The sequence below is a fragment of the Stenotrophomonas forensis genome (assembly GCF_028752115.1).
GTDB classification, from domain to species: domain Bacteria; phylum Pseudomonadota; class Gammaproteobacteria; order Xanthomonadales; family Xanthomonadaceae; genus Stenotrophomonas; species Stenotrophomonas forensis.
In genome coordinates this window covers 3,052,053-3,072,329 of the sequence record NZ_CP082270.1, presented here as the reverse complement: position 1 = coordinate 3,072,329, position 20,277 = coordinate 3,052,053, and the positions used below count along the sequence as shown (strand labels likewise).

Sequence of the window (20,277 nt, the reverse complement as noted above, 5' to 3'; positions counted from 1 at the left end):
TCCATTTCGGGTTGTCCAGCCATGTCCGATTCGCGTTCCCCCCACAGATTCCATGCCGCCCACGCCCTGCTGGCCGGAGGCTGGGCCCGCGATGTCCAGCTGCAGGTGCAGGACGGCCGCATCACGGACATCCGCGCGGGCCAGGGTACGCAGCCGGGCGATACCCGGGTCGGCATCCTGGTGCCGGGCCTGCCCAACCTGCACAGCCACGCGTTCCAGCGCGGCATGGCCGGCCTGACCGAGATCGGCGGCGGTGACGGCGACAGTTTCTGGAGCTGGCGCGAGCTGATGTACCGCTTCCTGGCCCACCTGCGCCCGGACGCGGTGCAGGCCATCGCCGCCCAGGCCTATATGGAAATGCTGGAAAGTGGTTTCACCCGCGTTGGCGAATTCCACTATCTGCACCACGACGCCGACGGCCGCCCGTATGCCAACCGTGCCGAGATGAGCGCGCGGATTGCGGCGGCGGCCGAGCAGACCGGCATCGGCCTGACCCTGTTGCCGGTGTTCTATGCCCATGCCGATTTTGGCGGTGCGGCGCCGAATCCCGCGCAGCGTCGCTTGATCCACGATGTGGACGGCTTCGCGCAGCTGTTGGAGGCCGCCAAGCCGGCATTGGACGCGCTGCCCGATGCGGTGCTCGGCATCGCGCCGCACAGTCTGCGTGCAGTCACGGGCGAGGAACTGGGTGCATTGTTGCCGCTCACCGAAGGCCCGGTGCATATCCACATCGCCGAGCAGGTGCGCGAAGTCGAGGCCTGCCTGGCCTGGAGCGGCCAGCGCCCGGTGCAGTGGCTGTTCAACCATGCGCCGGTGGATGCGCGCTGGTGCCTGGTGCATGCCACCCACATCACCGATGACGAGCGCGCAGCCATCGTAGCCAGCCAGGGCGTGGCCGGCCTGTGCCCGATCACCGAGGCCAACCTGGGCGACGGCCTGTTCCCGATGCAGGCGTTCGCACGCGAAGGCGGTCGCTTCGGCGTCGGTTCCGATTCCAATGTGCTGATCGATGCCGCCGAAGAGCTGCGCCTGCTTGAGTACGGCCAGCGCCTGACCCTGCGCGGGCGCAATGTGCTGGCCCCGGATGCCACCCGCAGCACCGGTCGCTTCCTGTTCGAGGGCGCACTGCACGGCGGTGCGCAGGCGCTGGGCGTGGCCGCCGGACTGCAGGTCGGTGCCAGTGCCGACCTGGTTGAACTGGACGCTGCGCATCCCGCGCTGCAGGCGCGACAGGACGACGCATGGCTTGACAGCTGGGTGTTCGCCGCACGTAATGGCGCGCTGCGATCGGTCTGGCGCCATGGCCGCCAGTGCGTGGCCGACGGCCGCCACCTGCAGCGCGAGGCGATCACCACCGCCTTTGCCGCCGCCCTGAAGGGCGTGCTGGGCTGATCGCCCCCGCCACCGAGACCCCATTACGTGAAGGCCAGCAAGTCCGCCACGCTCAACCAGCGTATCCGCAGCGATCTGGAAAGCCGCATCCTCAGCGGAGAGTGGGCGCCGGGCTTCCGTATTCCGTACGAGCACGAGCTGATGGAGCAGTACGATTGCTCACGGATGACGGTGAACAAGGTGCTGACCGCACTGGCCGAGAGCGGCATGATCGAGCGCCGCCGTCGCGCCGGCTCGTTCGTGGCGCGGCAGCCGCCGCACCTGGAGCAGGTGGCGCTGGAGATCCCCGATATCGCGATGGAGGTCGGCTCGCGCGGCCATCAGTATGGCTACCGCCTGCTGCAACGCGAACTGCGCCTGGCCGACGCCGGCAATGCCGGTGAAGTGGAGCTGGCCGGTCAGCAGAAGCTGCTGGCGATGCGCTGCCTGCACCTGGCCGATGGTCGCCCGCTGGCGCTGGAACACCGCTTGATCAGTCCGGTGGGCGTGCCCGAGGTGCTGGAGGTCGATTTCAACACCACAGCGCCGGGCAGCTGGCTGCTGCAGAACGTGTCATGGACCCGGGCCCAGCACCGCATCAGTGCCTGGGGCGCGGACAGCGCCACGGCCAAGCTGCTGGACGTGAAGCCCGGCACCGCCTGCCTGGTGATCGAGCGCCTGACCTGGCGCGGTGAACAGCCGATCACCCGCGTGCGGCAGGTGTTCCTGGGCGACGCCTGGGATCTGGTGGCGCGGTTTGCGCCGGGGGCGCGGTAGGGGCGGATCCACGCATCGCGTGGATCTACTGAATCCCGGTTGGGATTACGCGATGCGTGCGAACCCTTGGTAGATCCACGCCATGCGTGGATGCTGCCTCATCAATAGGTAGCGCACTGCCGCCAGCGCACCGGCTCATCCACGCCGGGGCGGGCATTGAGCTGGATGCGCACGTTGCGCAGCGCGGGGTAGTGCAGCACTTCCTCGCAGACCCGTGGCCACACCGCGTCCAGTTCACCGGTGCGGTTGATCGCCAGGGTCTGCCGGGTCAGCCACACGCCGCTGGCAATACCGGGCTTGCCAGCGAGGGCACGGGCGAGCTCGGCCTGGTAGCGATCCAGGGTGGCCGCATCCGGGTTTGGATTGCTGCGCGCGTCAGTATCCGAGGGGGTCGGTGCAGTGGCCGGCGCTGCCGCAGCCGGGGCCGGCTCGGTTGCGGGTGCGACCGCAGGCGCCGCCGCTATCGGTGCAGCTGCAACAGGTCTGGCCTCTTCCATGTGCAGCCCCTGCAGGCCCAGGCCGACCAGCAACCCGAGCGTGACCGAGCCCAGTGCGGCTATGGCGATCCGGCGCAGCGCCTCATGCCTGGCGCTGGCGCGCACGCGCGCTTCGATGTCGCCCGGCAGGTAGGGTTGCAGCAGTGGCCACAGGCGTGGGCCGTCCAGCACTTCAACCGCCTGCTTTTCCGCAGCACTGCGGCCATCGCGTTCGATCCGCCCCTCGGTCAGCAGCACACCGCCTCTGGCGCCGGCCAGGCGTGCAGCCGCGCCCAGTTCATTCACCGCGGCGGTGCCGATGCGGTAGGCCAGGCCATGCTTGCATGACACCAGCCACTGGTTCGGGCCGTCGCTGAGCAGGAAATCACTGCTCGGCTCGCGGGATTCCTCGGAAGGGTCATTCAGTTCACGCAGGCCGCGCTGCTCGCGCAGCATGCGCTTGACCAGTACCGAGAACTCGCGCCAGTGCATGCCGGCCAGGGCCTGCAGGCCGAGTTGCATCTCCTTCTGCCGCCGCTTGATCCACCACAGATAGACAACGGCAAGGGAACAGCTAAACAGGGCCGACAGCAGGGCCAGGATCCAGGGGAGCATGCAGGAGGTGCGCGGAGGGGGCGAGTGCGGAAGACGACAGTGTAAAGGTCGTATCGCGCCGCTGGGTCAGGAGGTTCCTGACAGGAAACGTGACGGCGCACGCAGATTCGGCATACGACGGACACGAAAAACCCGCCAATCCTGAAGCCGTGAGGGGAGGGAACAAACGGCAGCCGAAGCGATTGGCGGGTTGCTCGCGATTGTCAATCAAAATTTATTGCATTGCAACAATGGCGGTCAGGGCACGCTGTCCGGTGACTGATGGCTGCCCGGGGCGGGAGCGTCGGCACCGGAGGCGGCGCGGTTCTCCAGCTTTGCCAGGCGCGCATGCAGGGCATCGATGCGGGCTTCCAGCGCCGTCAGTTCGTCGGCGGTGGGTACATGCAGGCGCTTGAGGACGCCCTGCACCTGGTCGTCGAAGGCCTTTTCGACCTTGTTCCAGGTGCCGGAGGCCTTTTCGCGGGCTTCGTCCAGCGACGATTCCACGTTGTCACGCCAGCCCGGGCCCTGCTCGCCGCTGCGTTCACGGCGGCGCGACTCCCAGGCCTCGCCTTCCTTCACCAGGCCATCAAAGAAACGGCTGCCTTCGGCCTGGGCACGTCCCAGCGCGCCGAGGCCGGCCAGCCAGACCTGCTGCGCCGAGTCGCTCAGCTTGCGCGAGAAGCGCTCGGCCTGGTCACCGAAAGAGGCGTCGTCGTCGCGGCGGTCGTCGTTTTCGTAGCGGTTCATCGCACTTCCCGTGGGAGTTGGGCCTGTCCCGAGAGTAGCGCGCGTTGGCGTTGCACGGCCGTGACGGCCGCCGCCGGGATTCAGCCCAGCTTTTCCTTCAGCACGCGCTGGATCTCGCCTTCGACCATGCCCTTCATCGCCGACAGCAGGAAGCCCAGCTTGGCGGTCACGCGCACGGCGCCCGGCTGCAGTTCGATCGCGCCGTCCACGCCGCTGCCGGAGAAATTCAGCACATCGGCGGTCCACGAGGACTTCAGGCCGAAGCGCTCGGACAGCTTGGCGGCAACCTGTTCGATTGCCGCGCGCGCCTGTGCGTCGGGCAGGGCGTGGGCGTGGCGGACATCGATGGTGGACATGCAGGCTCCTGGCGCAGGGCGGGGATGATCAATGAGGGCGAGCATTGTGCGCATCGAGGGCCTTCGCGCCAAGCACTCATCGCAGGTTCTTCTTCGTTGGCGGCCAACCTGCTAGGCTGCGCCGCGTGCAGAACCTGCTTGTTCACTTCAGTCAGCAACAACAGCCCGACCAGCCGCTGCGGCCCGGGGTGCAGCGCATCGTGCGCCAGGCCAACGGCAGCGTGCGGCTCGGCGACGCCGGCAACGGCGCCCTGCTGCTGGCGCAGTTCTGCATGGACGACCGCGGCCTCTGGCTGCAGGTCGGCAACGGTATCCGCGGCATCCACGTGAACGGCCGGCCGGTGCGCCGGATGGCCCTGCTGCGTGCAGGCGACGCAGTGTATGTGGATGGCGTGGAGATGGTGCTGCAGGGTGAGGTCGAAAGCCTGTTGCAGGCGCCGGCGCCGAAAAATGAAGAGGTCACCGACGAACAGCAGCGCCTGCTGCGGGGTGTCGGTGGCCTGCACCATGGTCGCAGCTTCACCCTGTCGCGGGCCCGCCTGATCGGCCGTGGCAACGAGGCGGACATCGCCATCGATGATCCGGCCTTCGCCGAGCAGCATGCGCGGGTGGAAGTGCACGGCGAGCGCGTATTGCTTCGCGATCTGGGCAATGCCGAAGGTACCCGGGTCAACGGCGTGGCGGTACGTCACTGCTGGCTGCAGGCGGGTGACCAGGTCGTGTTCGATGGCCAGCACCGTTTCGTGCTGGAAGTGCCGCACGACCCGCGCCGTCGGCCGCTGCCGGCCGAGGACGAGTCCGGCCAGGACGCGGAGCAGGCGCCGGTGCTGCCGGCCGTGCCGCGCAAGGTCCGGCGCTGGCCGTGGCTGCTGGTCAGTGCGCTGCTGCTGGCCGCACTGCTCAGCCTGCTGCTCTGGTTCGGCGCGCGCTGATCTGAACCCTCGGGGGCCGCTCTGGTGGGTGCCGACCTTGGTCGGCACGCTTCTTCGGCGGGCATGACGCCTTGCGGCGTACGCCAACCAAGGTTGGCGGCTACCGGTGCTGTGCGCGCGGCCAATGGATTCCAATGAAACCAAATTTCCCTTGCCGCACAAGGCCGCAAGGCTGGTGCACTGCGGCATACTAGGGGTCTTGCCCCACAGGTGTGACATGACGCGCGCGTTCAACTTCAGTGCCGGCCCTGCAACCTTGCCGGAATCGGTCCTGCGCCAGGCGCAGGCGGAAATGCTGGACTGGCACGGGTCCGGCGCCTCGATCGTGGAAATGAGCCATCGCGGCGCGGAGTTCATGTCCGTGGCGGCCGAGGCCGAGGCTGACCTGCGGCGCCTGCTCGACATCCCCGACGACTATGCGGTGCTGTTCCTGCCCGGTGGTGCCACCACCCAGCAGGCGCTGATCCCGCTCAACTTCGCCGCCCCCGGCCAGCGCGCCGACTACGTGGTCAGCGGCCACTGGGGCAAGACCGCGGTCAAGCAGGCCGGTGTCTACGTCGACGTCAACATTGCCGCCAGCAGCGAGGCCGATGGCTACCGCACGCTTCCGCCGCGTGCCGACTGGCAGCTCTCGCCCGAGGCTGCCTACGTGCACATCACCGCCAACGAGACCATCCACGGCGTCGAGTTCCGTGATGTGCCCGACACCGGCAACGTCCCGTTGATCGCCGATTTCAGTTCGTCCATCGCCAGCGAGCCGCTGGATGTGCGCCGCTATGGCGTGATCTACGCCGGTGCGCAGAAGAACCTCGGCCCGGTCGGTATCGCGGTGATGATCATCCGCCGTGACCTGCTTGAACGCAGCGGCCAGCCGCGCGCGGACATCTTCGATTACCGCTCGCACGTTGCCCGCGATTCGATGCTCAATACCCCGCCGACCTGGAATTGGTACCTGGCCGGGTTGGTGTTCAAGTGGATGCTGGCTGAAGGCGGGGTGACCGAGTTCGCCAAGCGCAACGCCGCCAAGGCCGCCCTGGTGTACGGCGCCATCGACGGCTCCGGTGGCTTCTATCGCAACGAAGTCGCGCATGCGGCGCGTTCGCGGATGAACATCCCGTTCTTCCTGCCCGATGCCGACCTCGATGCCCGCTTCGTGGCCGAAGCCAAGGCCGCCGGCCTGCTGGCGCTGAAGGGGCACAAGGTGGTCGGCGGCATCCGCGCCTCGCTGTACAACGCCATGCCGCTGGCCGGGGCCGAGGCGCTGGTCGCCTTCATGGCCGATTTCCAGCAGCGTCACGGTTGAGCAATGAACGGCGCGCACCGTCGGGTGCGTGCCCCGCAACAAGGAACTCCGATGGCAAGCAGCAAATCCAGCAAGAAGGCGCCGAAGAAGGCAGAACCGGCCAAGGACAGCGCGCCCACCAAGGCGAAGGGCAAGGCCAAGGCCGCGTCGAACCCGGCACCGACCCTGGCGCCGCTGGCGTTGGCCGATGTGCGCTCGAAGATCGACCAGATCGACCGTGACATCCAGAACCTGATTGCCGAGCGCGCGCGCTTCGCCCATCAGGTGGGCAAGGCCAAGGGCAAGCTCGCCGCCGCCGTCGACTACTACCGCCCCGAGCGCGAAGCGCAGGTGCTGCGCATGGTGGTGGACCGCAACGAAGGCCCGCTCAGCGACGAGCTGCTGGTGCACGTCTACCGCGAGATCATGTCGGCCTGCCTGGCCCAGCAGGAGCCACTGAAGATCGGCTACCTCGGCCCGGAGGGTACCTTCAGCCAGCAGGCCGTGCTCAAGCACTTCGGCCGCTCGGCGCTGGGCCTGCCGATGGCCAGCATCGAAGAAGTGTTCCAGGAAGTGGAAGCGGGCAACGCCGATTTCGGCGTTGTGCCGGTGGAGAACTCGGGCCAGGGCACCATCCAGATCACCCTGGACATGTTCCTGACCTCCAACCTGAAGATCTGCGGCGAAGTGGAGCTGCGCGTGCAGCAGTACCTGATGTCGCGCAGTGGCCGCATCGAGGACATCGAGCGCATCTACGCGCACCCGCAGTCGTTCATGCAGACCTCGGCCTGGCTGCGCGCCAACCTGCCGAAGGCCGAGAAGATTCCGGTGTCGAGCAATGCCGAAGGCGCGCGCCGTGCGCGCAACGCCGACGATGCAGCGGCCATCGGTGGCGAGAGCGCCGGCCATGTGTACGGCCTGAAGAAGGTGGTCACCAAGCCGATCCAGAACGACGCCGACAACACCACCCGTTTCCTGGTGGTGGGCCGCAACATCTTCCCGACCTCCGGCCATGACCGCACCTCGGTGCTGGTGTTCATCCATGACAAGCCCGGTGCGCTGTTCGACGTGCTCAGCCCGTTTGCCCGCCACGGCATCAGCATGAACCGCATCGAGTCGCGCCCGTCGCACCACGGCAAGTGGGAATACGGCTTCTTCATCGACCTGGCCGGCCATATCGACGACGCGCCGATGCAGGCTGCGCTGGCCGAACTGGAAGCGCACTCGGCGCAGATCAAGGTGCTGGGTTCCTATCCGGTGGCCGTGCCCTGAGTGCTGCTGTGGCGGCTGCGGCCGCTGCCCCCTGATGCATCGCCGGCGCTGCCGGCGTTTACGGAATGATCGAACGATGAGCAACGCGCAACACTGGATTGCCCGCAAGGGCCAGCCGCTGCAGGGCAGCCTGACCATTCCCGGCGACAAGTCGGTCTCGCACCGCTCGGTGATGTTCGCCGCACTGGCCGATGGCACCTCGCATATCGACGGCTTCCTGGAAGGCGAAGACACCCGCGCGACCGCGCGCATCTTCAGCCAGCTGGGCGTGCGCATCGAAACGCCGAGCCCGTCGCAGCGCGTCGTGCACGGCGTCGGCCTCGACGGCCTGAAAGCACCGGACGCGCCGTTGGACTGCGGCAACGCCGGTACCGGCATGCGCCTGCTGGCCGGCCTGCTGGCTGGGCAGGCGTTTGATTGCACGCTGATCGGCGATGAATCGCTGTCTGGCCGCCCGATGCGCCGCGTCACCGGCCCGCTGTCGCAGATGGGTGCGAAGATCGATACCGAGAGCGATGGCACGCCGCCGCTGCACGTGCATGGCGGCCAGACGCTGCACGGCATCGACTTCGCCTCGCCGGTGGCCAGCGCACAGATCAAGTCGGCCGTACTGCTGGCCGGCCTGTATGCGCAGGGCGAAACCCAGGTGACCGAACCGCACCCGACCCGCGACTACACCGAGCGCATGCTGTCCGCGTTTGGCGTGGACATCGAATTCTCGCCGGGCAAGGCGCGCCTGCGCGGTGGCCAGCGCCTGCGTGCCACCGACATCGTGGTGCCGGCCGACTTCTCCTCGGCCGCGTTCTACCTGGTGGCGGCCAGCATCATTCCCGGCTCCGAGCTGCGCCTGAAGCAGGTTGGCCTGAACCCGCGCCGCACCGGCCTGCTGCATGCGCTGCGCCTGATGGGCGCAGACATCACCGAAGAGAACCCGGCCGAGCAGGGCGGTGAACCGGTGGCTGATCTGCTGGTGCGCTACGCGCCGCTGAAGGGCGCGCGCATTCCGGAAGCGCTGGTGCCGGACATGATCGATGAGTTCCCGGCGCTGTTCGTGGCCGCTGCCGCCGCCGAGGGCGAGACCGTGGTCAGCGGCGCCGCCGAGCTGCGGGTCAAGGAATCCGATCGTCTGGCTGCGATGGCCACCGGCCTGCGCGCGCTGGGCATGCAGGTGGACGAAACCGAAGATGGCGCCACCCTGCATGGTGGTGTGCGCCTGGGCAGCGGCACCATCGAAAGCCACGGCGACCACCGCATTGCCATGGCGTTCGCCATCGCCGGCCAGATCAGCGATGGCGAAGTGCGCATCAACGACATCGCCAACGTCGCCACATCCTTCCCGGACTTCGACGGCCTGGCACGCAGCGCCGGGTTCAACCTGGCCTGAGCGGCCACGTCCGGCGGACGACACAACCCGGTAGGTGCCAACCTTGGTTGGCACGCTTCTCCAGATAAAATGACGGAGGCCGAAGCCTCCGTCGAAACATCACGAACCCCTCGTCCGCGATCAACGCTGCTCGGTGCGGAAATCCACCGGGACCCGCACCACGCTTGCTACTGCGCGGCCGTCATGCACCGCAGGCTGGAACTTCCAGTTCTGCACGGTGTTGAGCACCGCACGATCCAGGTCGCGGCTGCGCTCGCCACTGCGCGAAACAATCGCAGCATTGGCGACATTGCCGCGGGTATCGACATTCAGGCTGGCGATCACGCTGCCCTGCACGCCACTACGAAGTGCAGCGGCGGGGTAGGTCGGCATGCGGTTGCTGGCCAGCGGGCGCGCTTCACGATTGCGCACCACCGGTGCGGCCTTGCGCTGGCTGGAAGCCGGTGCGGCCTGACGCGCGGCAGGCGCCGCAGCATCGGCAACCGCAGCCTGCTCAGGAGCCGGCAGCATGCGCTCGCCAACCGGTGCCGGCGCCACATCTTCCTGGTTCGAGTGACGCAGCCACAGCAGGGCAGCCGCGAACATCGCCACGATCAGCGCGATCCACATCCACGGTGATGTGGGCCTGTGCTGCAGGCTGGAATCCTGCTGCAGCTGCGGCGAATGGAGGTCTTCGTGGGTGGTGGCAGTCATCGCAAACTCCTTCCGTCAATGGACGACGTGGGCAGTGTTGCCCGAGCCATGGACGAGGAGTGTCAGCGTTGCGTCAACGCAATCGGCAGGGTTCAGTTTGCCTGCCGGCAAGCGTTCAGTTACTGCGTCTTGAAGTCGAACGGCACTTCAATGCTGCCGGGCACGGCCTGGCCGTTGCTCTGCGCCGGGGTAAAGCGCCAGCGGCGTACTGCATCGGTGGCGGCACGGTCGAGCTCGCGTGAGCCGCTGCGCTGGATCACCGTGGCGTTGTTCGGGTAGCCGGTGGCATCCACATCCACGCGTACCACCACGCTGCCGGTCTCACCGGCACGCAGGGCGGCGGCAGGATAGGCAGGCGGCGGCGACTGGCCGGCAATCGGCATCGGCTGGCTGTTGCCGGTGGCCGCCGGCGCAGGGCCCGGTGCAGCCGGGGCCGCTTCCGCCACCGGGGCAGGCGGCGGCGGGGCGGTTTCGACCAGCTTCGGGGCTTCTTCCTCCACCGGGGCCGGTTTGGCATCGGGCATGTCGCTGGAGCCCGCGGCCGCGGCCAGCGGCTCCGGCAATGGCTCCACCTGGGCCGTTTCCTGCGGGGTCTGCGCGGCCGGGTCGGCGCGGAAGAATTCCTTGTCGCGGCCGGTCAGCCAGACCAGCACGAACAGCAGGATGCCCACACCGAACGCGATACCGGCGATCTTCAGGGCGTTGCGCGGGATATGCACGGTGAACGACTTGGCGGACGACGAGCGGGGTGCAGACATGGACCGGACCAGTACGGAATAGCCCGATTCTGCCACGGCGGGAATGAACCGGGCGGCAGAAATCCGTATAACAAGCGATAATCCCATCCCTGATACCCACCACGACACCTGCCATGCTTGATCCAGCCCTGCTCCGCCACCAGCCCGCCGACCTCGCCGAACGCCTGCGCACCAGCCGCGGCTTCGAGCTCGACGTGTCTGCCCTGGAGTCCCTGGAGGCCGATCGCAAGCGCATCCAGGTGCGGACCCAGGAGCTGCAGAGCCTGCGCAACAGCCGTTCCAAGGCCATCGGCCAGGCCAAGGCCAAGGGCGAGGACGTCTCGGCCATCATGGCCGAGGTCGCCGCGTTCGCCGACGAGCTGAAGGCTTCGGAAGTGGCGCTGGACGAGCTGCGCGAGAAGATCGATGCGATCTCGATGGGCATCCCGAATATTCCGGCCGATGACGTGCCGGCCGGTGCCGACGAGAACGACAACGTCGAGCAGGCGCGCTGGGGTACCCCGCGCCAGTTCGATTTCAAGGTGCTGGATCACGTCGAACTCGGCGCCCGCAATGGCTGGCTGGACGGCGAGACCGCCGCCAAGCTGTCCGGCTCGCGCTTCACCGTGCTGCGCGGCCCGATCGCGCGCCTGCACCGTGCGCTGGCCCAGTTCATGGTCGACCTGCATACCGGCGAGCACGGCTATGAAGAGACCAACGTACCGCTGCTGGTCAACGCCGATTCGCTGCGTGGCACCAGCCAGCTGCCGAAGTTCGAGGACGACCTGTTCAAGACCGCCGTGGGTGATTCCACGCGTTACCTGATCCCGACCTCGGAAGTGCCGCTGACCAACATCGTGCGCGACGAGATCGTGGATGCCGAGCGCCTGCCGCTGCGCATGACCGCGCATTCGATGTGCTTCCGCGCCGAGGCCGGCAGCGGTGGCCGCGACGTGCGCGGCATGATCCGCCAGCACCAGTTCGAGAAGGTCGAGCTGGTCTCGATCAGCCGCCCGGAAGAAAGCGACGCCGAGCACCAGCGCATGACCCGCTGCGCCGAAGTGGTGCTGGAAAAGCTGGGCCTGCCGTACCGCAAGGTGCTGCTGTGCACCGGCGACATGGGCTTCTCGGCGATCAAGACCTACGACCTGGAAGTCTGGCTGCCGTCGCAGGAGACCTACCGCGAGATTTCCTCGTGCTCGAACTGCGGTGATTTCCAGGCCCGCCGCATGCAGGCCCGCTGGCGCAACCCGGCCACCGGCAAGCCGGAGCTGGCGCACACCCTGAACGGCTCGGGCGTGGCGGTGGGCCGCGCAATGATCGCGGTGATGGAGAACTACCAGAACGCCGACGGCAGCATCACTGTGCCGGAAGCGCTGCGCCCGTACATGGGCGGCCTGGAAACCATCGCCTGACACCCTGATCGGGTGGGTGCCATGCGTGCATGGCACCGCCGTGGCTCTGGTGGGTGCCATGCTTGCATGGCATCGCAGTGTCTCTGGTGGGTGCCATGCTTGCATGGCACCGAATCCACGCCCTGCGTGGATGAACCACCGCGATCACGCCATGACGCGCATCTTCTCCAACGGCACCCATCCGGGTTCGCCCGTTTCCGGTACGCACCACGCCCAGCCATTGAGCGTGCGTTCCCCGCGCAGCACCTGCCCGGGATCCACATCCAGTTCCCGCGCGCAGTAAGCCTCCGTGGCAAAAGCGCCACCCTGCGCATCGCGGCCGATCACCGGCGCCGGTACGAAACCGGGCTGCTGTCCCTCGGCTTCGCACAGGAACCAGTCGTCCCAGCCCTCCGGGCCTTCATAGCGTTCGCCCACCACCAGTGCCTGGCCACGGCGCAGGGTGATCGGGTGCGGAAATTCGCTGCGGTGCGCAGCCGTCACGATGTAGTTCATGCCCCCAGCCTAACGCGTCGCCCAAGAAAACGGCCCCGCAATGCGGGGCCGCCGGGGTGGGCCGGGATGGGGGAGGGGATCCCGGCCCGCGTTCAGCGCCCAGACGAGGAGAGAGGGGCACCGAACGCTGGAGCGCGTTATGCCGCGACGGCTTCGGCCACTTCGTGCGACGGCAGGGTGGCCAGCGCGCCGGCAATGGCGTCCTCACGATGCTGCGGCGAGTAGGCGATGCCTTCGGCACGCACGAACTCGACCTCGTTGATGCCCATGAAGGCGAACACCTGGCGCAGGAACGGCTCCTGGAAGTCGGCCGGCGAGTCGGTGTAGATGCCGCCGCGGCTGCTGGCGATGATCACCCGCTTGCCACCGGCCAGGCCGACCGGGCCGTTCTCGGTGTACTTGAAGGTGCGGCCGGCCACGGCGACGCGGTCGATCCAGGCCTTCAGGGTGGACGGAATGCTGAAGTTGTACATCGGCGCGCCGATCACCACGATGTCGGCGTCCAGGAACTGCTGCATCACCTGTTCAGCATCGGTCGCCTCGGCGGCATCGGTCTTGGCCAACGAACTGCTGCGCAGATGCGGTACCGGATTGGCGTCAAGATCGCGATAATCGACTTGCAGGCCATCGATCTGGCCGGTGAAGCGGGCGACCACGGCGGCCGACAGCTGGCGGGACACGGAGTTGTCGCCAAGCACGCTGGCGTCGAGATGCAGAAGCTTCATGGCAGTCACCTATGTTCTGGGAGGAAGGGGCGGGGTAGCCCCGCCGACGGAGAGAACGATAGGTTGTTGCAAAGGCGGGATAAAGGTGGTTGAATGCCACGTATTGTTCTAGATATGGAACTCGGGCATGCATGACCTGAATGATCTGTACTACTTCGCGATGGTGGTCGACCACGGCGGATTCGCCGCCGCCGAGCGCGCACTGGGCATCCCCAAGTCGCGCCTGAGCCGCCGCATCAGCCAGCTGGAAACCGACCTGGGCGTGCGCCTGCTGCAGCGCTCCACGCGCCGCTTTGCGGTCACCGACGTCGGTACCAGCGTGCACCGCCACGCGCAGACGATGCTGGCCGAGGCGCAGGCTGCGCGCGAAGTGGTGGACCGCCTCAGCGCGGAACCGCGCGGCGTGGTACGTGCCAGCGTGCCGGTGTCGCTGGCGCAGATGCAGCTGCCCAAGCTGCTGCCCAAGTTCCTGGAGCAGTACCCGAAGGTGCGCCTGCAGCTGAACATCAGCAATCGCCGCGTGGACATCATCAATGAAGGCTACGACGTCGCGCTGCGCGTGCGTTCGCGCCTGGACGACGACGGCAGCCTGGTGATGCGCAGCTTCGGCCAGGTGCAGGAACTGCTGGTGGCCAGCCCGAAGTACCTGGATCGCGCCGGCCGCCCGAAGGACCCGGAAGAGCTGACCCAGCACGTCACCCTCAGCATCAGCGAAGACGAAGCGCGCCAGCGCTGGGAGCTGCATGGCCCGGAAGGCGAAGTGCGCCGGGTCGACCTGCAGCCGCGCGTGGCCGGCTTCGACTTCCCGCTGCTGCAGAGCATGGTGAAGGACGGCTTCGGCATCACCATGCTGCCGGAAACCGTGTGCGCCGATGCGGTGCGCAATGGCGAGCTGGAAGTGGTGCTGCCGGACTGGTCGCTGCCGCAGGGCGTGTGCCACGCCGTGTTCGCCTCGCGCCGCGGCCTGCTGCCGGCGGTGCGGGTGTTCATCGACTTCCTGGCCGAGCATCTGCCGCCGCAGCTGGAGGCCTCGCGCCTGGACTGCGGTGGTGCCTGTGAAAAGGCCAAGGAGCGGATCAAGGCCAGTGCACTGGGGGCGTTGGCGGTGGACGCGGGCTGAGGCCTGCTGTGGGAGCGCTGGGTGATGCCCGGCGCCACGCCGGTCTTGGGCAAATCGCCCGGCCGTGCGAGAATACGCGCCCGGCCAGCAGGCCGGGCCGATACGGAGAGATGGCCGAGCGGTTTAAGGCACCGGTCTTGAAAACCGGCGAAGGGTTAAACCTTCCGTGGGTTCGAATCCCACTCTCTCCGCCAATCGAGCTTAAGTCATTGATTTTTAATTGAAATCAATGGTTTTTGCGGATTGGAAAGCAGGAAGCATGCAGAGGAAACACTCGCATGCGCATTCCTCATCATCTGAGCCGGTCGTCTACCGGCCGCTGGTCGTTCGTCCAGCGTGTTCCCGTTGATCTTCAAGCCGTGCTCGATTGCCGGCTCATCAAGCGCACCCTTCGAACAAAAGACCTCTCCCAGGCACATGTGCGTGCGGTCGTCTTGTCATCCGGCTATGCTCGGCTCTTCGCACAGTTGAGGGATCAACGCGTGGCCAAGCTCAGCAAGTCGGATGCTGACCTGCTCATTGCTCGATTGACGAGTGCCGAGAATCTTCATGAGCTGACGCTCAACCGCACCAGCCAACCGGATGGGACGGTGATCGAGCAGTGGCAGATTGACAGCCCGAAGGACCTGAAGCTCTATCGGCAGCTGATGGAGCTAGAAGCACGGGGTGGTGCAACCGCCCAAGCGCCGCGGCTCCCAGTGGCCACCTTCAGCACATTCGGAATGTCGCACCAGACCAGCCCGGTGCCGCAGTCATCTGCGCCTGCGGTCGAGACGATCACCCTCGGTAAGGCCAGGGATGCGTTCCTGGCGACCCTCAAGGGCTCGACGCTGCCCAAGACCTACACGATCAAAAAGACGGCCATCGAGGCGCTGGTGGCATTCCTGGGTCCGAAGGCCAAGGTCCATGCCATCACCCGGTCCGATCTGGCTCGTTGGTATCAAGACATGCGCGAGAAGGGTGCTTCGACTCCGACGCTCACGAACAAGCAGAGCTACATCGGTGGCAAAGGTGGCTTCTTCGAGTGGGCGATGGCCTCGGGGCACTACCCCCGTGGTGACAACCCGGCCAGCGGCCATGTGAGCTATTCCCAGCGCGAGAAACGGGCCCGAAAAAAGCTCGGGTTCAAAGCCTATGACAGGGCGCAGATCCAGGCCTTGTTCGCGCCCGAAGCGTTGGCCAAGCTGTCAGAATCGGCCCGCTGGGCCTCCCTTCTTGGACTTTACACGGGAGCGAGGGCCTCGGAAGTTGGCCAGCTTCTGATCAAAGACGTGTTCGAGGAAGATGGCATTCCGTGCCTCCGTATCTCGGACGAAGGCGAGCATCAGAAAGTCAAAACGGAAGTGAGCCTTCGCACGGTGCCCCTCCATCCTGAGCTGCTCAAGATGGGCTTCCTGAAATGGGTGGACGATAAGCGGAAGGCCGGTGAAAGCAGGCTCTTCCCAGCCGCCAAGGCCACCGCCGTTAACGGGCAGGGCAACTGGATCACCAAGGCTTTCAGTCGGCATCTGGCCGAGGTGGGCAAGGGCTGGGAGCCGGCGAAGCGCGGGTTTCACTCACTCCGAAAAACGTTCATCCAAGAGTTGCAGGGGGCTGGTGTGGTTTCAGAGCTCCGGGCACAGATCGTTGGTCATGAACTCGATGACGAGCATCACTCAACTTACAGTCGAGAGTTTACGGCGAAGGAGAAGCTCAGGGGTATTGGGCCCGGTTCTCGCGGCTTGGACACAGTTGAGTATGGGCTTTTTCACCAATCCGGATTCACAAGTAGCCGCTCGTCATAGCCTGGGCGTTTAGTCAAAATCTTACATGTGGAGGTCATGATGTCGAATACGTCAAAGCCCGATGCGTTTGTGTTTTCCCTTGTGGTAAAGGCTGGTTCCGCTCGCTCTTTGGCGGTGGCTATTCCCACATACGGCGAGGCGGAAGTGCTTGAGGGAGCCGAAGCAACTGCTGTGGCTATTAAGCGGCGCTATAGTCTGATCACAGACCTGGTGCTTGTCCGGGAACAGGTAGCAATAAATAAAGAAACATTCTTTGAGGTCGCAGAATCGAAGTTCTTTAGCCTTAGCGCGGATGTTGAGGTTGTTGAGATCCTTGCCTTTGTTGGTGGATCGCTGGCTCCGATTCCGGTCAACTTCCTTGTTCGTAGGAAGCAAGGAGGGCTTGCCCTCTACACGCGCCCGAATCTCACAGAGGCGGTTGGAGATGCACTCGCAGAGGAAGAGTTAGCTACCTGGGCGAGGACGCCCCGCCACATTCCGAAGCCACGGGGCGTAAAGCCGTAACATTGCCGGTGCGCTTAATATGATGCTCCGCAATGAGCACAGGCACCTTGCCTACTAACTGGTCCTGCCACAGGGTGGCATTGTCAGGTGAATAGTCAGAGGCCTTGCTTTGCCAATGGCTGACGCACATATCAGTTGCCCTATCTGCTTCTTCCTTTGCTTCTTCTGCGGGCAATCGCGCGAGGCAGCTTAAGAAGGCTTGATTCCAGAACGATTCAATGTTCATTGTTGGGCTCGTGGCTTGTGTAGGTCCTTCTTTTATGCGCATTTGTTTTAATGTCAAGTTGCAAGGTCTGCTCCGCTCGCGCGGCCCTGAAATCTCGGATAGCGATGGGGATAGGAGTCGCCATTGGGACCGGATCCGAGCCAAATGATTAAGCCGCCCGAGGGCGGCTTTGACTTAGGGGCGATCGTGTGGGGGTTGTCTAGAAAAGTCGGAGAGCTCTACCTTGCGAGAGCTACTGAATCAGTTGTGCGTAAAGCACGAAAAGGAACATCGGCAGCCCGCTCAGCACGGCAAACGCTCCAGCAGCGCCCATGAGGGTTAGCACCGTCATGGCCCACCACTGCCACCACGCAAAGCCCTTGTCTCGCGCTTGGGCCACGCGGGCCTCTGCCGGGTAGAGTCGGGCCGCCTTCCGGTTTCCGCGTTGGGCCATCAATGGTCCAACGACGAACCCGAAAGGTCCGAGGAAGAGCAGGCTTCCCGAATACCACCAGAAGAACCGGTCCCTAGTGGTCATCAACTTGCGCCGGGCGGGCACCGGCCGGTCAAGCAGGGGAGGGGGTACGCTCATTTGGCGTAGGCCCTCCAACCTTCGGATTCCTCCACATAGCGAAGATTCTTGCTGACCGGAATGGGCACCTGACGGCCGCCGATATCGATGGAGACTTTCCCCTTGGTGTCGCAGCGGTAGCCCTCCATGTCTTGGGCCTCGACGCATCCGGTCAGTTGGAAGTCGCGGATGTCGCCAACCCGTCCAGCCCCGCTTTCGTCCAGAAGGGTGGCGAGTGCCCTTTCGGCATCGTTAGTAGACGGCGGGCCACCGCAAGCAGAGAGGGTCAGTGCAATGGCCAAGCCGGCCAGGGGAAACCTTGCGTTCATGGGTCAATCCTTGAGGGTGATGATGGGCGGCGGTAGGCCGCCCCGGACGGGTAGAGAAAGTGAGGGCTTACCGGTCTTGATTGCCTTCCGGCTTGAACCCGGCGAGCCACATCCGCGAATCTTTGAAGGGCGTCAGCAGACCGCTGGCTCCCGGGTGCAGATCCGATGTTTGGATGAAGCCGCTGACCCAGGCGACGCGAAGCGCCACATCAACCGCCTTGTCCGAAACGCCAGGACGGCTCACATTGAGGACGAACGTCTGGCTGGGCGGGTTGGGCCCTGAGGATCGGCTGGCCCCCGTGTTGGCCTTGCTCGAAGGCACTCGAACGCCCATCAGACTGTCGCGGCCTTTCCAGAGGGCGGCCGTGTTGAGTTCGGCGGTGTCGCCCAGGTCGTCTGTCTCGGTCAAAGCCGCGTTGGCGCAGGTCCGGAACACCTCTGTGGTCGAGGCTGTAGGGCTCGTCCAGATCCGGGCTTCGACGGTCCAGCAAGGCAGGGCAACCCCCCATTCTTGGAACGTCAGGGCAACCCTGGGCCAGTCCAGTCGGCCTTGTTGCGCAAGCTGGTGGTTATCGGATTTGAAGAGTCCTTGGACCTTCCCGGCCCCGCTGACCGGGGTGTAGATCGGTTGGTTGCCAGAGGACTGGCTGGCAGTGGCCCCGGTGGGCTTCACTCCAATCATCTGGCCGCCCGCATCCTTCAGGCTCTTCCCCAACTGCCGGAAGAAGCCGGGCTTCTCTGACTCCGGGTTGGGCTGGGCGGCTTCCTGGGCCGATGCGCTCTGGCCACTCAGCAACAGCGCGGCCGCCAGGGCGGCGGCCATCCTTGTCTGGTTCTTCTTCATGAAAACCCCTGTGGTTGGTCGGGAGGGTGCTACATTTCATGAAGAGTCTGCCATGCAGAGGAGGAGCAAGTCATGCTGTCGGCCCAGCTTTTCAACATTCATTCACGTGCCCAAGGCTTCCCCCCGTTCATTGTTCGCCGCCCGCCTCAAGCAGGCCCGGGAACTGCGCGGCATCGCCAGTCAGCGAGCGCTGGGGGTTCTGATGGGGCTCGATAAGAAGCTGGCGAGCAGCCGGGTCAACCGGTATGAGACCGAAGTCAGCGGGATCGACCTGGACGGGTTGGGGAGGCTGGCCGGTGTGCTGGGCGTTCCCATGGCTTACCTCGTAGCAGAGGATGAGGCCACGGCAGCCGTGGTGCTTGCCCTGTCCAAGTTGACTGCGAGCCAGCGCGCTGCCTTGGCTAAGAAGTTGGCCCAAGAGCTATAGCCCCCAAGGGTTTTGAGCTTCTCCATCCCATCCGCTGCGGACCTCCCGCGGCAGGTCTATGCGATAATCACGCCATGAGCACTGCACGACCCCGCCCCAAGATGGATCCTGCTCTTGAGCAGAAGATCCAACTCATCCGTCAGGACATCCGAGAGGAATACCTGCAGGATCATCAACACCCCTGGATCATTGGTTTTTCTGGCGGCAAAGACAGCACTTTGGTGACGCATCTTGTGTTCGAGGTGCTGATGTCCCTTGCGCCTCACGAGCGCACCCGCGATGTCCACATCGTCTCGAACGACACCCTTGTGGAGAGCCCGCTGGTCATCACTCACATTGCATCCGTGCAGTCCGAAATAGACCATGCCGCCAATGCTTGGCGATTGCCTATTCAGGTGGTGACGACCCGGCCCGACGATGACGCGACTTTCTGGGTGAACCTCATCGGGCGCGGCTACCCGCCGCCTAATAGGTCTTTCCGTTGGTGCACCGACCGAATGAAGATCCAGCCCACCAGCCGATATATCCGCCAGCAGGCCGACGTGGCTGGTCAGGTCATCCTTCTTCTTGGTGTGCGCCGCTCCGAGAGCGCGACCCGAGCGGCGTCGGTGGCCCGTTACGACAATGGTGAGCGGCTCAATCGCCACAACGATCTGGTCAACTGCATGGTGTTCCGCCCGATTGTGGAGCTTTCCACGGACGAGGTGTGGGAATACTTGGCGTTTACTCCGCCGCCGTGGGGTGGCACGCATGGCCCATTGATCCAGCTCTACATGGATGCCGGCGCTGCCGAATGCCCAACTGTTTTGTCCCAAGACGACGCGCCTGGTTGTGGCACTTCGAACTCTCGATTTGGTTGTTGGACGTGCACCGTCGTGGAAAAGGACAAAAGCCTGATGGGCTTTGTCGAGGCCGGCTATGGCGAGTTCACCCCTCTGATTGGCTTCCGGGACTGGTTGGCCGAAATACGAAACGACCCAGAGCGCCGCCTAGCCCGACGCCGCAACGGCAAGCTCACGATCACCAATGATGGAGTTTTCATCCCCGGCCCCTTCACTTTGGAAACCCGTCAAGAAATCCTCGACAGGGTGCTGGCGCTACAAGATGAAATGAAGACCAAGTTGATTGAAGACTCGGAAGTGAGCCGGATTAGAGAGATTTGGGCTGAAGATGCCAGCATGTTTGCCACGCGCTCCGTAGATGAGGCGCGGGCAATGGCTGGTTCCAAGTAAGG

The 20,277-nt window shown here is 65.2% G+C and carries 22 protein-coding genes and 1 tRNA gene; 13 read left to right on the top strand and 10 right to left on the bottom strand.

Translation table 11 applies throughout. The annotated features are described in order from the left end of the window. The first annotated feature begins 21 nt into the window (after nt 1–21). Together K5L94_RS14320 and hutC are read left to right on the top strand one after the other, a co-directional pair. Complete coding sequence (locus K5L94_RS14320; protein WP_274510715.1) at nt 22–1,392, top strand: formimidoylglutamate deiminase; 1,371 nt, start codon at nt 22–24, stop codon at nt 1,390–1,392. Between the two features lie 27 nt (nt 1,393–1,419). Then, nucleotides 1,420–2,148 (top strand): histidine utilization transcriptional repressor HutC, encoded by a 729-nt coding sequence (gene hutC / locus K5L94_RS14315; RefSeq protein ID WP_274510714.1) that lies wholly within the window; start codon nt 1,420–1,422, stop codon nt 2,146–2,148. Nucleotides 2,149–2,249: 101 nt separating this feature from the next. On the opposite strand, the gene K5L94_RS14310 is transcribed toward hutC, so the two are convergent. From K5L94_RS14310 to K5L94_RS14300, 3 genes are all read right to left on the bottom strand, one after another. After that, a complete protein-coding gene (locus K5L94_RS14310) occupies nt 2,250–3,239 on the bottom strand; it encodes a restriction endonuclease (protein WP_274510713.1) in 990 nt (329 codons plus the stop codon). 237 nt (nt 3,240–3,476) lie between these two features. Beyond that, a complete protein-coding gene (locus tag K5L94_RS14305) occupies nt 3,477–3,968 on the bottom strand; it encodes a phasin family protein (protein ID WP_133935047.1) in 492 nt (163 codons plus the stop codon). An 80-nt stretch (nt 3,969–4,048) separates the two neighbouring features. Then, nucleotides 4,049–4,324 (bottom strand): polyhydroxyalkanoic acid system family protein, encoded by a 276-nt coding sequence (locus K5L94_RS14300; RefSeq protein ID WP_005417302.1) that lies wholly within the window; start codon nt 4,322–4,324, stop codon nt 4,049–4,051. 125 nt (nt 4,325–4,449) lie between these two features. On the opposite strand from K5L94_RS14300, the gene K5L94_RS14295 reads away from it, so the two are divergent. The 4 genes from K5L94_RS14295 to aroA all read left to right on the top strand — a co-directional run bounded on the left by K5L94_RS14295 (nt 4,450) and on the right by aroA (nt 9,194). After that, complete coding sequence (locus K5L94_RS14295; RefSeq protein WP_271261858.1) at nt 4,450–5,256, top strand: FHA domain-containing protein; 807 nt, start codon at nt 4,450–4,452, stop codon at nt 5,254–5,256. Between the two features lie 217 nt (nt 5,257–5,473). Then, on the top strand, nt 5,474–6,559 hold the full coding sequence (gene serC / locus K5L94_RS14290; protein ID WP_180880127.1) for a 3-phosphoserine/phosphohydroxythreonine transaminase: 1,086 nt from the start codon (nt 5,474–5,476) through the stop codon (nt 6,557–6,559). Between the two features lie 51 nt (nt 6,560–6,610). Next, nucleotides 6,611–7,810: a prephenate dehydratase gene (gene pheA, locus K5L94_RS14285; RefSeq protein WP_006452477.1), complete on the top strand. Its 1,200-nt coding sequence runs from the start codon at nt 6,611–6,613 to the stop codon at nt 7,808–7,810. Between the two features lie 76 nt (nt 7,811–7,886). Continuing rightward, nucleotides 7,887–9,194, top strand: coding sequence for a 3-phosphoshikimate 1-carboxyvinyltransferase (gene aroA / locus K5L94_RS14280; RefSeq protein WP_274510712.1), 1,308 nt, complete (start codon nt 7,887–7,889; stop codon nt 9,192–9,194). 120 nt (nt 9,195–9,314) lie between these two features. Here the strand turns inward: aroA and K5L94_RS14275 are convergent, their stop codons facing one another. Further along, nucleotides 9,315–9,887, bottom strand: coding sequence for an energy transducer TonB (locus tag K5L94_RS14275; protein ID WP_006452398.1), 573 nt, complete (start codon nt 9,885–9,887; stop codon nt 9,315–9,317). Between the two features lie 119 nt (nt 9,888–10,006). Further along, on the bottom strand, nt 10,007–10,645 hold the full coding sequence (locus K5L94_RS14270) for an energy transducer TonB (protein WP_040009559.1): 639 nt from the start codon (nt 10,643–10,645) through the stop codon (nt 10,007–10,009). Between the two features lie 113 nt (nt 10,646–10,758). Between K5L94_RS14270 and serS the strand changes: the two genes are divergently transcribed. Next, nucleotides 10,759–12,039, top strand: coding sequence for a serine--tRNA ligase (gene serS / locus K5L94_RS14265; protein ID WP_274510711.1), 1,281 nt, complete (start codon nt 10,759–10,761; stop codon nt 12,037–12,039). Between the two features lie 144 nt (nt 12,040–12,183). Here serS and K5L94_RS14260 read toward each other — a convergent pair whose 3' ends face one another. Together K5L94_RS14260 and K5L94_RS14255 are read right to left on the bottom strand one after the other, a co-directional pair. Then, complete coding sequence (locus K5L94_RS14260; RefSeq protein WP_274510710.1) at nt 12,184–12,534, bottom strand: SH3 domain-containing protein; 351 nt, start codon at nt 12,532–12,534, stop codon at nt 12,184–12,186. A gap of 137 nt (nt 12,535–12,671) precedes the next feature. Continuing rightward, on the bottom strand, nt 12,672–13,259 hold the full coding sequence (locus tag K5L94_RS14255) for an FMN-dependent NADH-azoreductase (protein ID WP_053450174.1): 588 nt from the start codon (nt 13,257–13,259) through the stop codon (nt 12,672–12,674). A 127-nt stretch (nt 13,260–13,386) separates the two neighbouring features. Here K5L94_RS14255 and K5L94_RS14250 point away from each other — a divergent pair, with 127 nt between their 5' ends. The 4 genes from K5L94_RS14250 to K5L94_RS14235 all read left to right on the top strand — a co-directional run bounded on the left by K5L94_RS14250 (nt 13,387) and on the right by K5L94_RS14235 (nt 16,667). Next, entirely contained in the window at nt 13,387–14,379 is a 993-nt protein-coding gene (locus tag K5L94_RS14250; protein ID WP_005410175.1) for a LysR family transcriptional regulator, read from the top strand. Between the two features lie 104 nt (nt 14,380–14,483). After that, nucleotides 14,484–14,573, top strand: a tRNA-Ser gene (locus tag K5L94_RS14245). An 84-nt stretch (nt 14,574–14,657) separates the two neighbouring features. Then, nucleotides 14,658–16,163: a site-specific integrase gene (locus K5L94_RS14240; protein WP_274510707.1), complete on the top strand. Its 1,506-nt coding sequence runs from the start codon at nt 14,658–14,660 to the stop codon at nt 16,161–16,163. 39 nt (nt 16,164–16,202) lie between these two features. Beyond that, nucleotides 16,203–16,667, top strand: a complete 465-nt coding sequence (locus K5L94_RS14235) for a hypothetical protein (protein WP_274510706.1) — start codon at nt 16,203–16,205, stop codon at nt 16,665–16,667. Between the two features lie 458 nt (nt 16,668–17,125). Here K5L94_RS14235 and K5L94_RS14230 read toward each other — a convergent pair whose 3' ends face one another. From K5L94_RS14230 to K5L94_RS14220, 3 genes are all read right to left on the bottom strand, one after another. Then, entirely contained in the window at nt 17,126–17,464 is a 339-nt protein-coding gene (locus K5L94_RS14230) for a hypothetical protein (protein ID WP_274510705.1), read from the bottom strand. Then, the gene (locus K5L94_RS14225; protein ID WP_274510704.1) at nt 17,461–17,772 is read right to left on the bottom strand and encodes a hypothetical protein; all 312 of its coding nucleotides are present in this window, start codon (nt 17,770–17,772) and stop codon (nt 17,461–17,463) included. Before K5L94_RS14225 ends, K5L94_RS14230 begins: the two co-directional genes overlap by 4 nt. A 67-nt stretch (nt 17,773–17,839) precedes the next feature. Then, the gene (locus tag K5L94_RS14220) at nt 17,840–18,616 is read right to left on the bottom strand and encodes a hypothetical protein (RefSeq protein WP_274510703.1); all 777 of its coding nucleotides are present in this window, start codon (nt 18,614–18,616) and stop codon (nt 17,840–17,842) included. A gap of 130 nt (nt 18,617–18,746) precedes the next feature. On the opposite strand from K5L94_RS14220, the gene K5L94_RS14215 reads away from it, so the two are divergent. Next, complete coding sequence (locus tag K5L94_RS14215) at nt 18,747–19,043, top strand: helix-turn-helix domain-containing protein (protein WP_065178654.1); 297 nt, start codon at nt 18,747–18,749, stop codon at nt 19,041–19,043. Nucleotides 19,044–19,117: 74 nt separating this feature from the next. Continuing rightward, a complete protein-coding gene (gene dndC / locus K5L94_RS14210; protein WP_274510702.1) occupies nt 19,118–20,275 on the top strand; it encodes a DNA phosphorothioation system sulfurtransferase DndC in 1,158 nt (385 codons plus the stop codon). Nucleotides 20,276–20,277 lie beyond the last annotated feature (2 nt).

What these genes read in the sequence shown, in the direction of transcription:
- K5L94_RS14230 (WP_274510705.1), bottom strand. Translation starts at nt 17,464, where the DNA reads ATGAGCGTACCCCCTCCCCTGCTTGACCGGCCGGTGCCCGCCCGGCGC.
- K5L94_RS14300 (WP_005417302.1), bottom strand. Translation starts at nt 4,324, where the DNA reads ATGTCCACCATCGATGTCCGCCACGCCCACGCCCTGCCCGACGCACAG.
- K5L94_RS14270 (WP_040009559.1), bottom strand. Translation starts at nt 10,645, where the DNA reads ATGTCTGCACCCCGCTCGTCGTCCGCCAAGTCGTTCACCGTGCATATC.
- pheA (WP_006452477.1), top strand. Translation starts at nt 6,611, where the DNA reads ATGGCAAGCAGCAAATCCAGCAAGAAGGCGCCGAAGAAGGCAGAACCG.
- K5L94_RS14240 (WP_274510707.1), top strand. Translation starts at nt 14,658, where the DNA reads ATGCGCATTCCTCATCATCTGAGCCGGTCGTCTACCGGCCGCTGGTCG.
- aroA (WP_274510712.1), top strand. Translation starts at nt 7,887, where the DNA reads ATGAGCAACGCGCAACACTGGATTGCCCGCAAGGGCCAGCCGCTGCAG.
- serS (WP_274510711.1), top strand. Translation starts at nt 10,759, where the DNA reads ATGCTTGATCCAGCCCTGCTCCGCCACCAGCCCGCCGACCTCGCCGAA.
- serC (WP_180880127.1), top strand. Translation starts at nt 5,474, where the DNA reads ATGACGCGCGCGTTCAACTTCAGTGCCGGCCCTGCAACCTTGCCGGAA.
- K5L94_RS14310 (WP_274510713.1), bottom strand. Translation starts at nt 3,239, where the DNA reads ATGCTCCCCTGGATCCTGGCCCTGCTGTCGGCCCTGTTTAGCTGTTCC.
- dndC (WP_274510702.1), top strand. Translation starts at nt 19,118, where the DNA reads ATGAGCACTGCACGACCCCGCCCCAAGATGGATCCTGCTCTTGAGCAG.
- K5L94_RS14250 (WP_005410175.1), top strand. Translation starts at nt 13,387, where the DNA reads ATGCATGACCTGAATGATCTGTACTACTTCGCGATGGTGGTCGACCAC.
- K5L94_RS14255 (WP_053450174.1), bottom strand. Translation starts at nt 13,259, where the DNA reads ATGAAGCTTCTGCATCTCGACGCCAGCGTGCTTGGCGACAACTCCGTG.
- K5L94_RS14225 (WP_274510704.1), bottom strand. Translation starts at nt 17,772, where the DNA reads ATGAACGCAAGGTTTCCCCTGGCCGGCTTGGCCATTGCACTGACCCTC.
- K5L94_RS14260 (WP_274510710.1), bottom strand. Translation starts at nt 12,534, where the DNA reads ATGAACTACATCGTGACGGCTGCGCACCGCAGCGAATTTCCGCACCCG.
- K5L94_RS14220 (WP_274510703.1), bottom strand. Translation starts at nt 18,616, where the DNA reads ATGAAGAAGAACCAGACAAGGATGGCCGCCGCCCTGGCGGCCGCGCTG.
- K5L94_RS14235 (WP_274510706.1), top strand. Translation starts at nt 16,203, where the DNA reads ATGTCGAATACGTCAAAGCCCGATGCGTTTGTGTTTTCCCTTGTGGTA.
- K5L94_RS14320 (WP_274510715.1), top strand. Translation starts at nt 22, where the DNA reads ATGTCCGATTCGCGTTCCCCCCACAGATTCCATGCCGCCCACGCCCTG.
- K5L94_RS14275 (WP_006452398.1), bottom strand. Translation starts at nt 9,887, where the DNA reads ATGACTGCCACCACCCACGAAGACCTCCATTCGCCGCAGCTGCAGCAG.
- K5L94_RS14305 (WP_133935047.1), bottom strand. Translation starts at nt 3,968, where the DNA reads ATGAACCGCTACGAAAACGACGACCGCCGCGACGACGACGCCTCTTTC.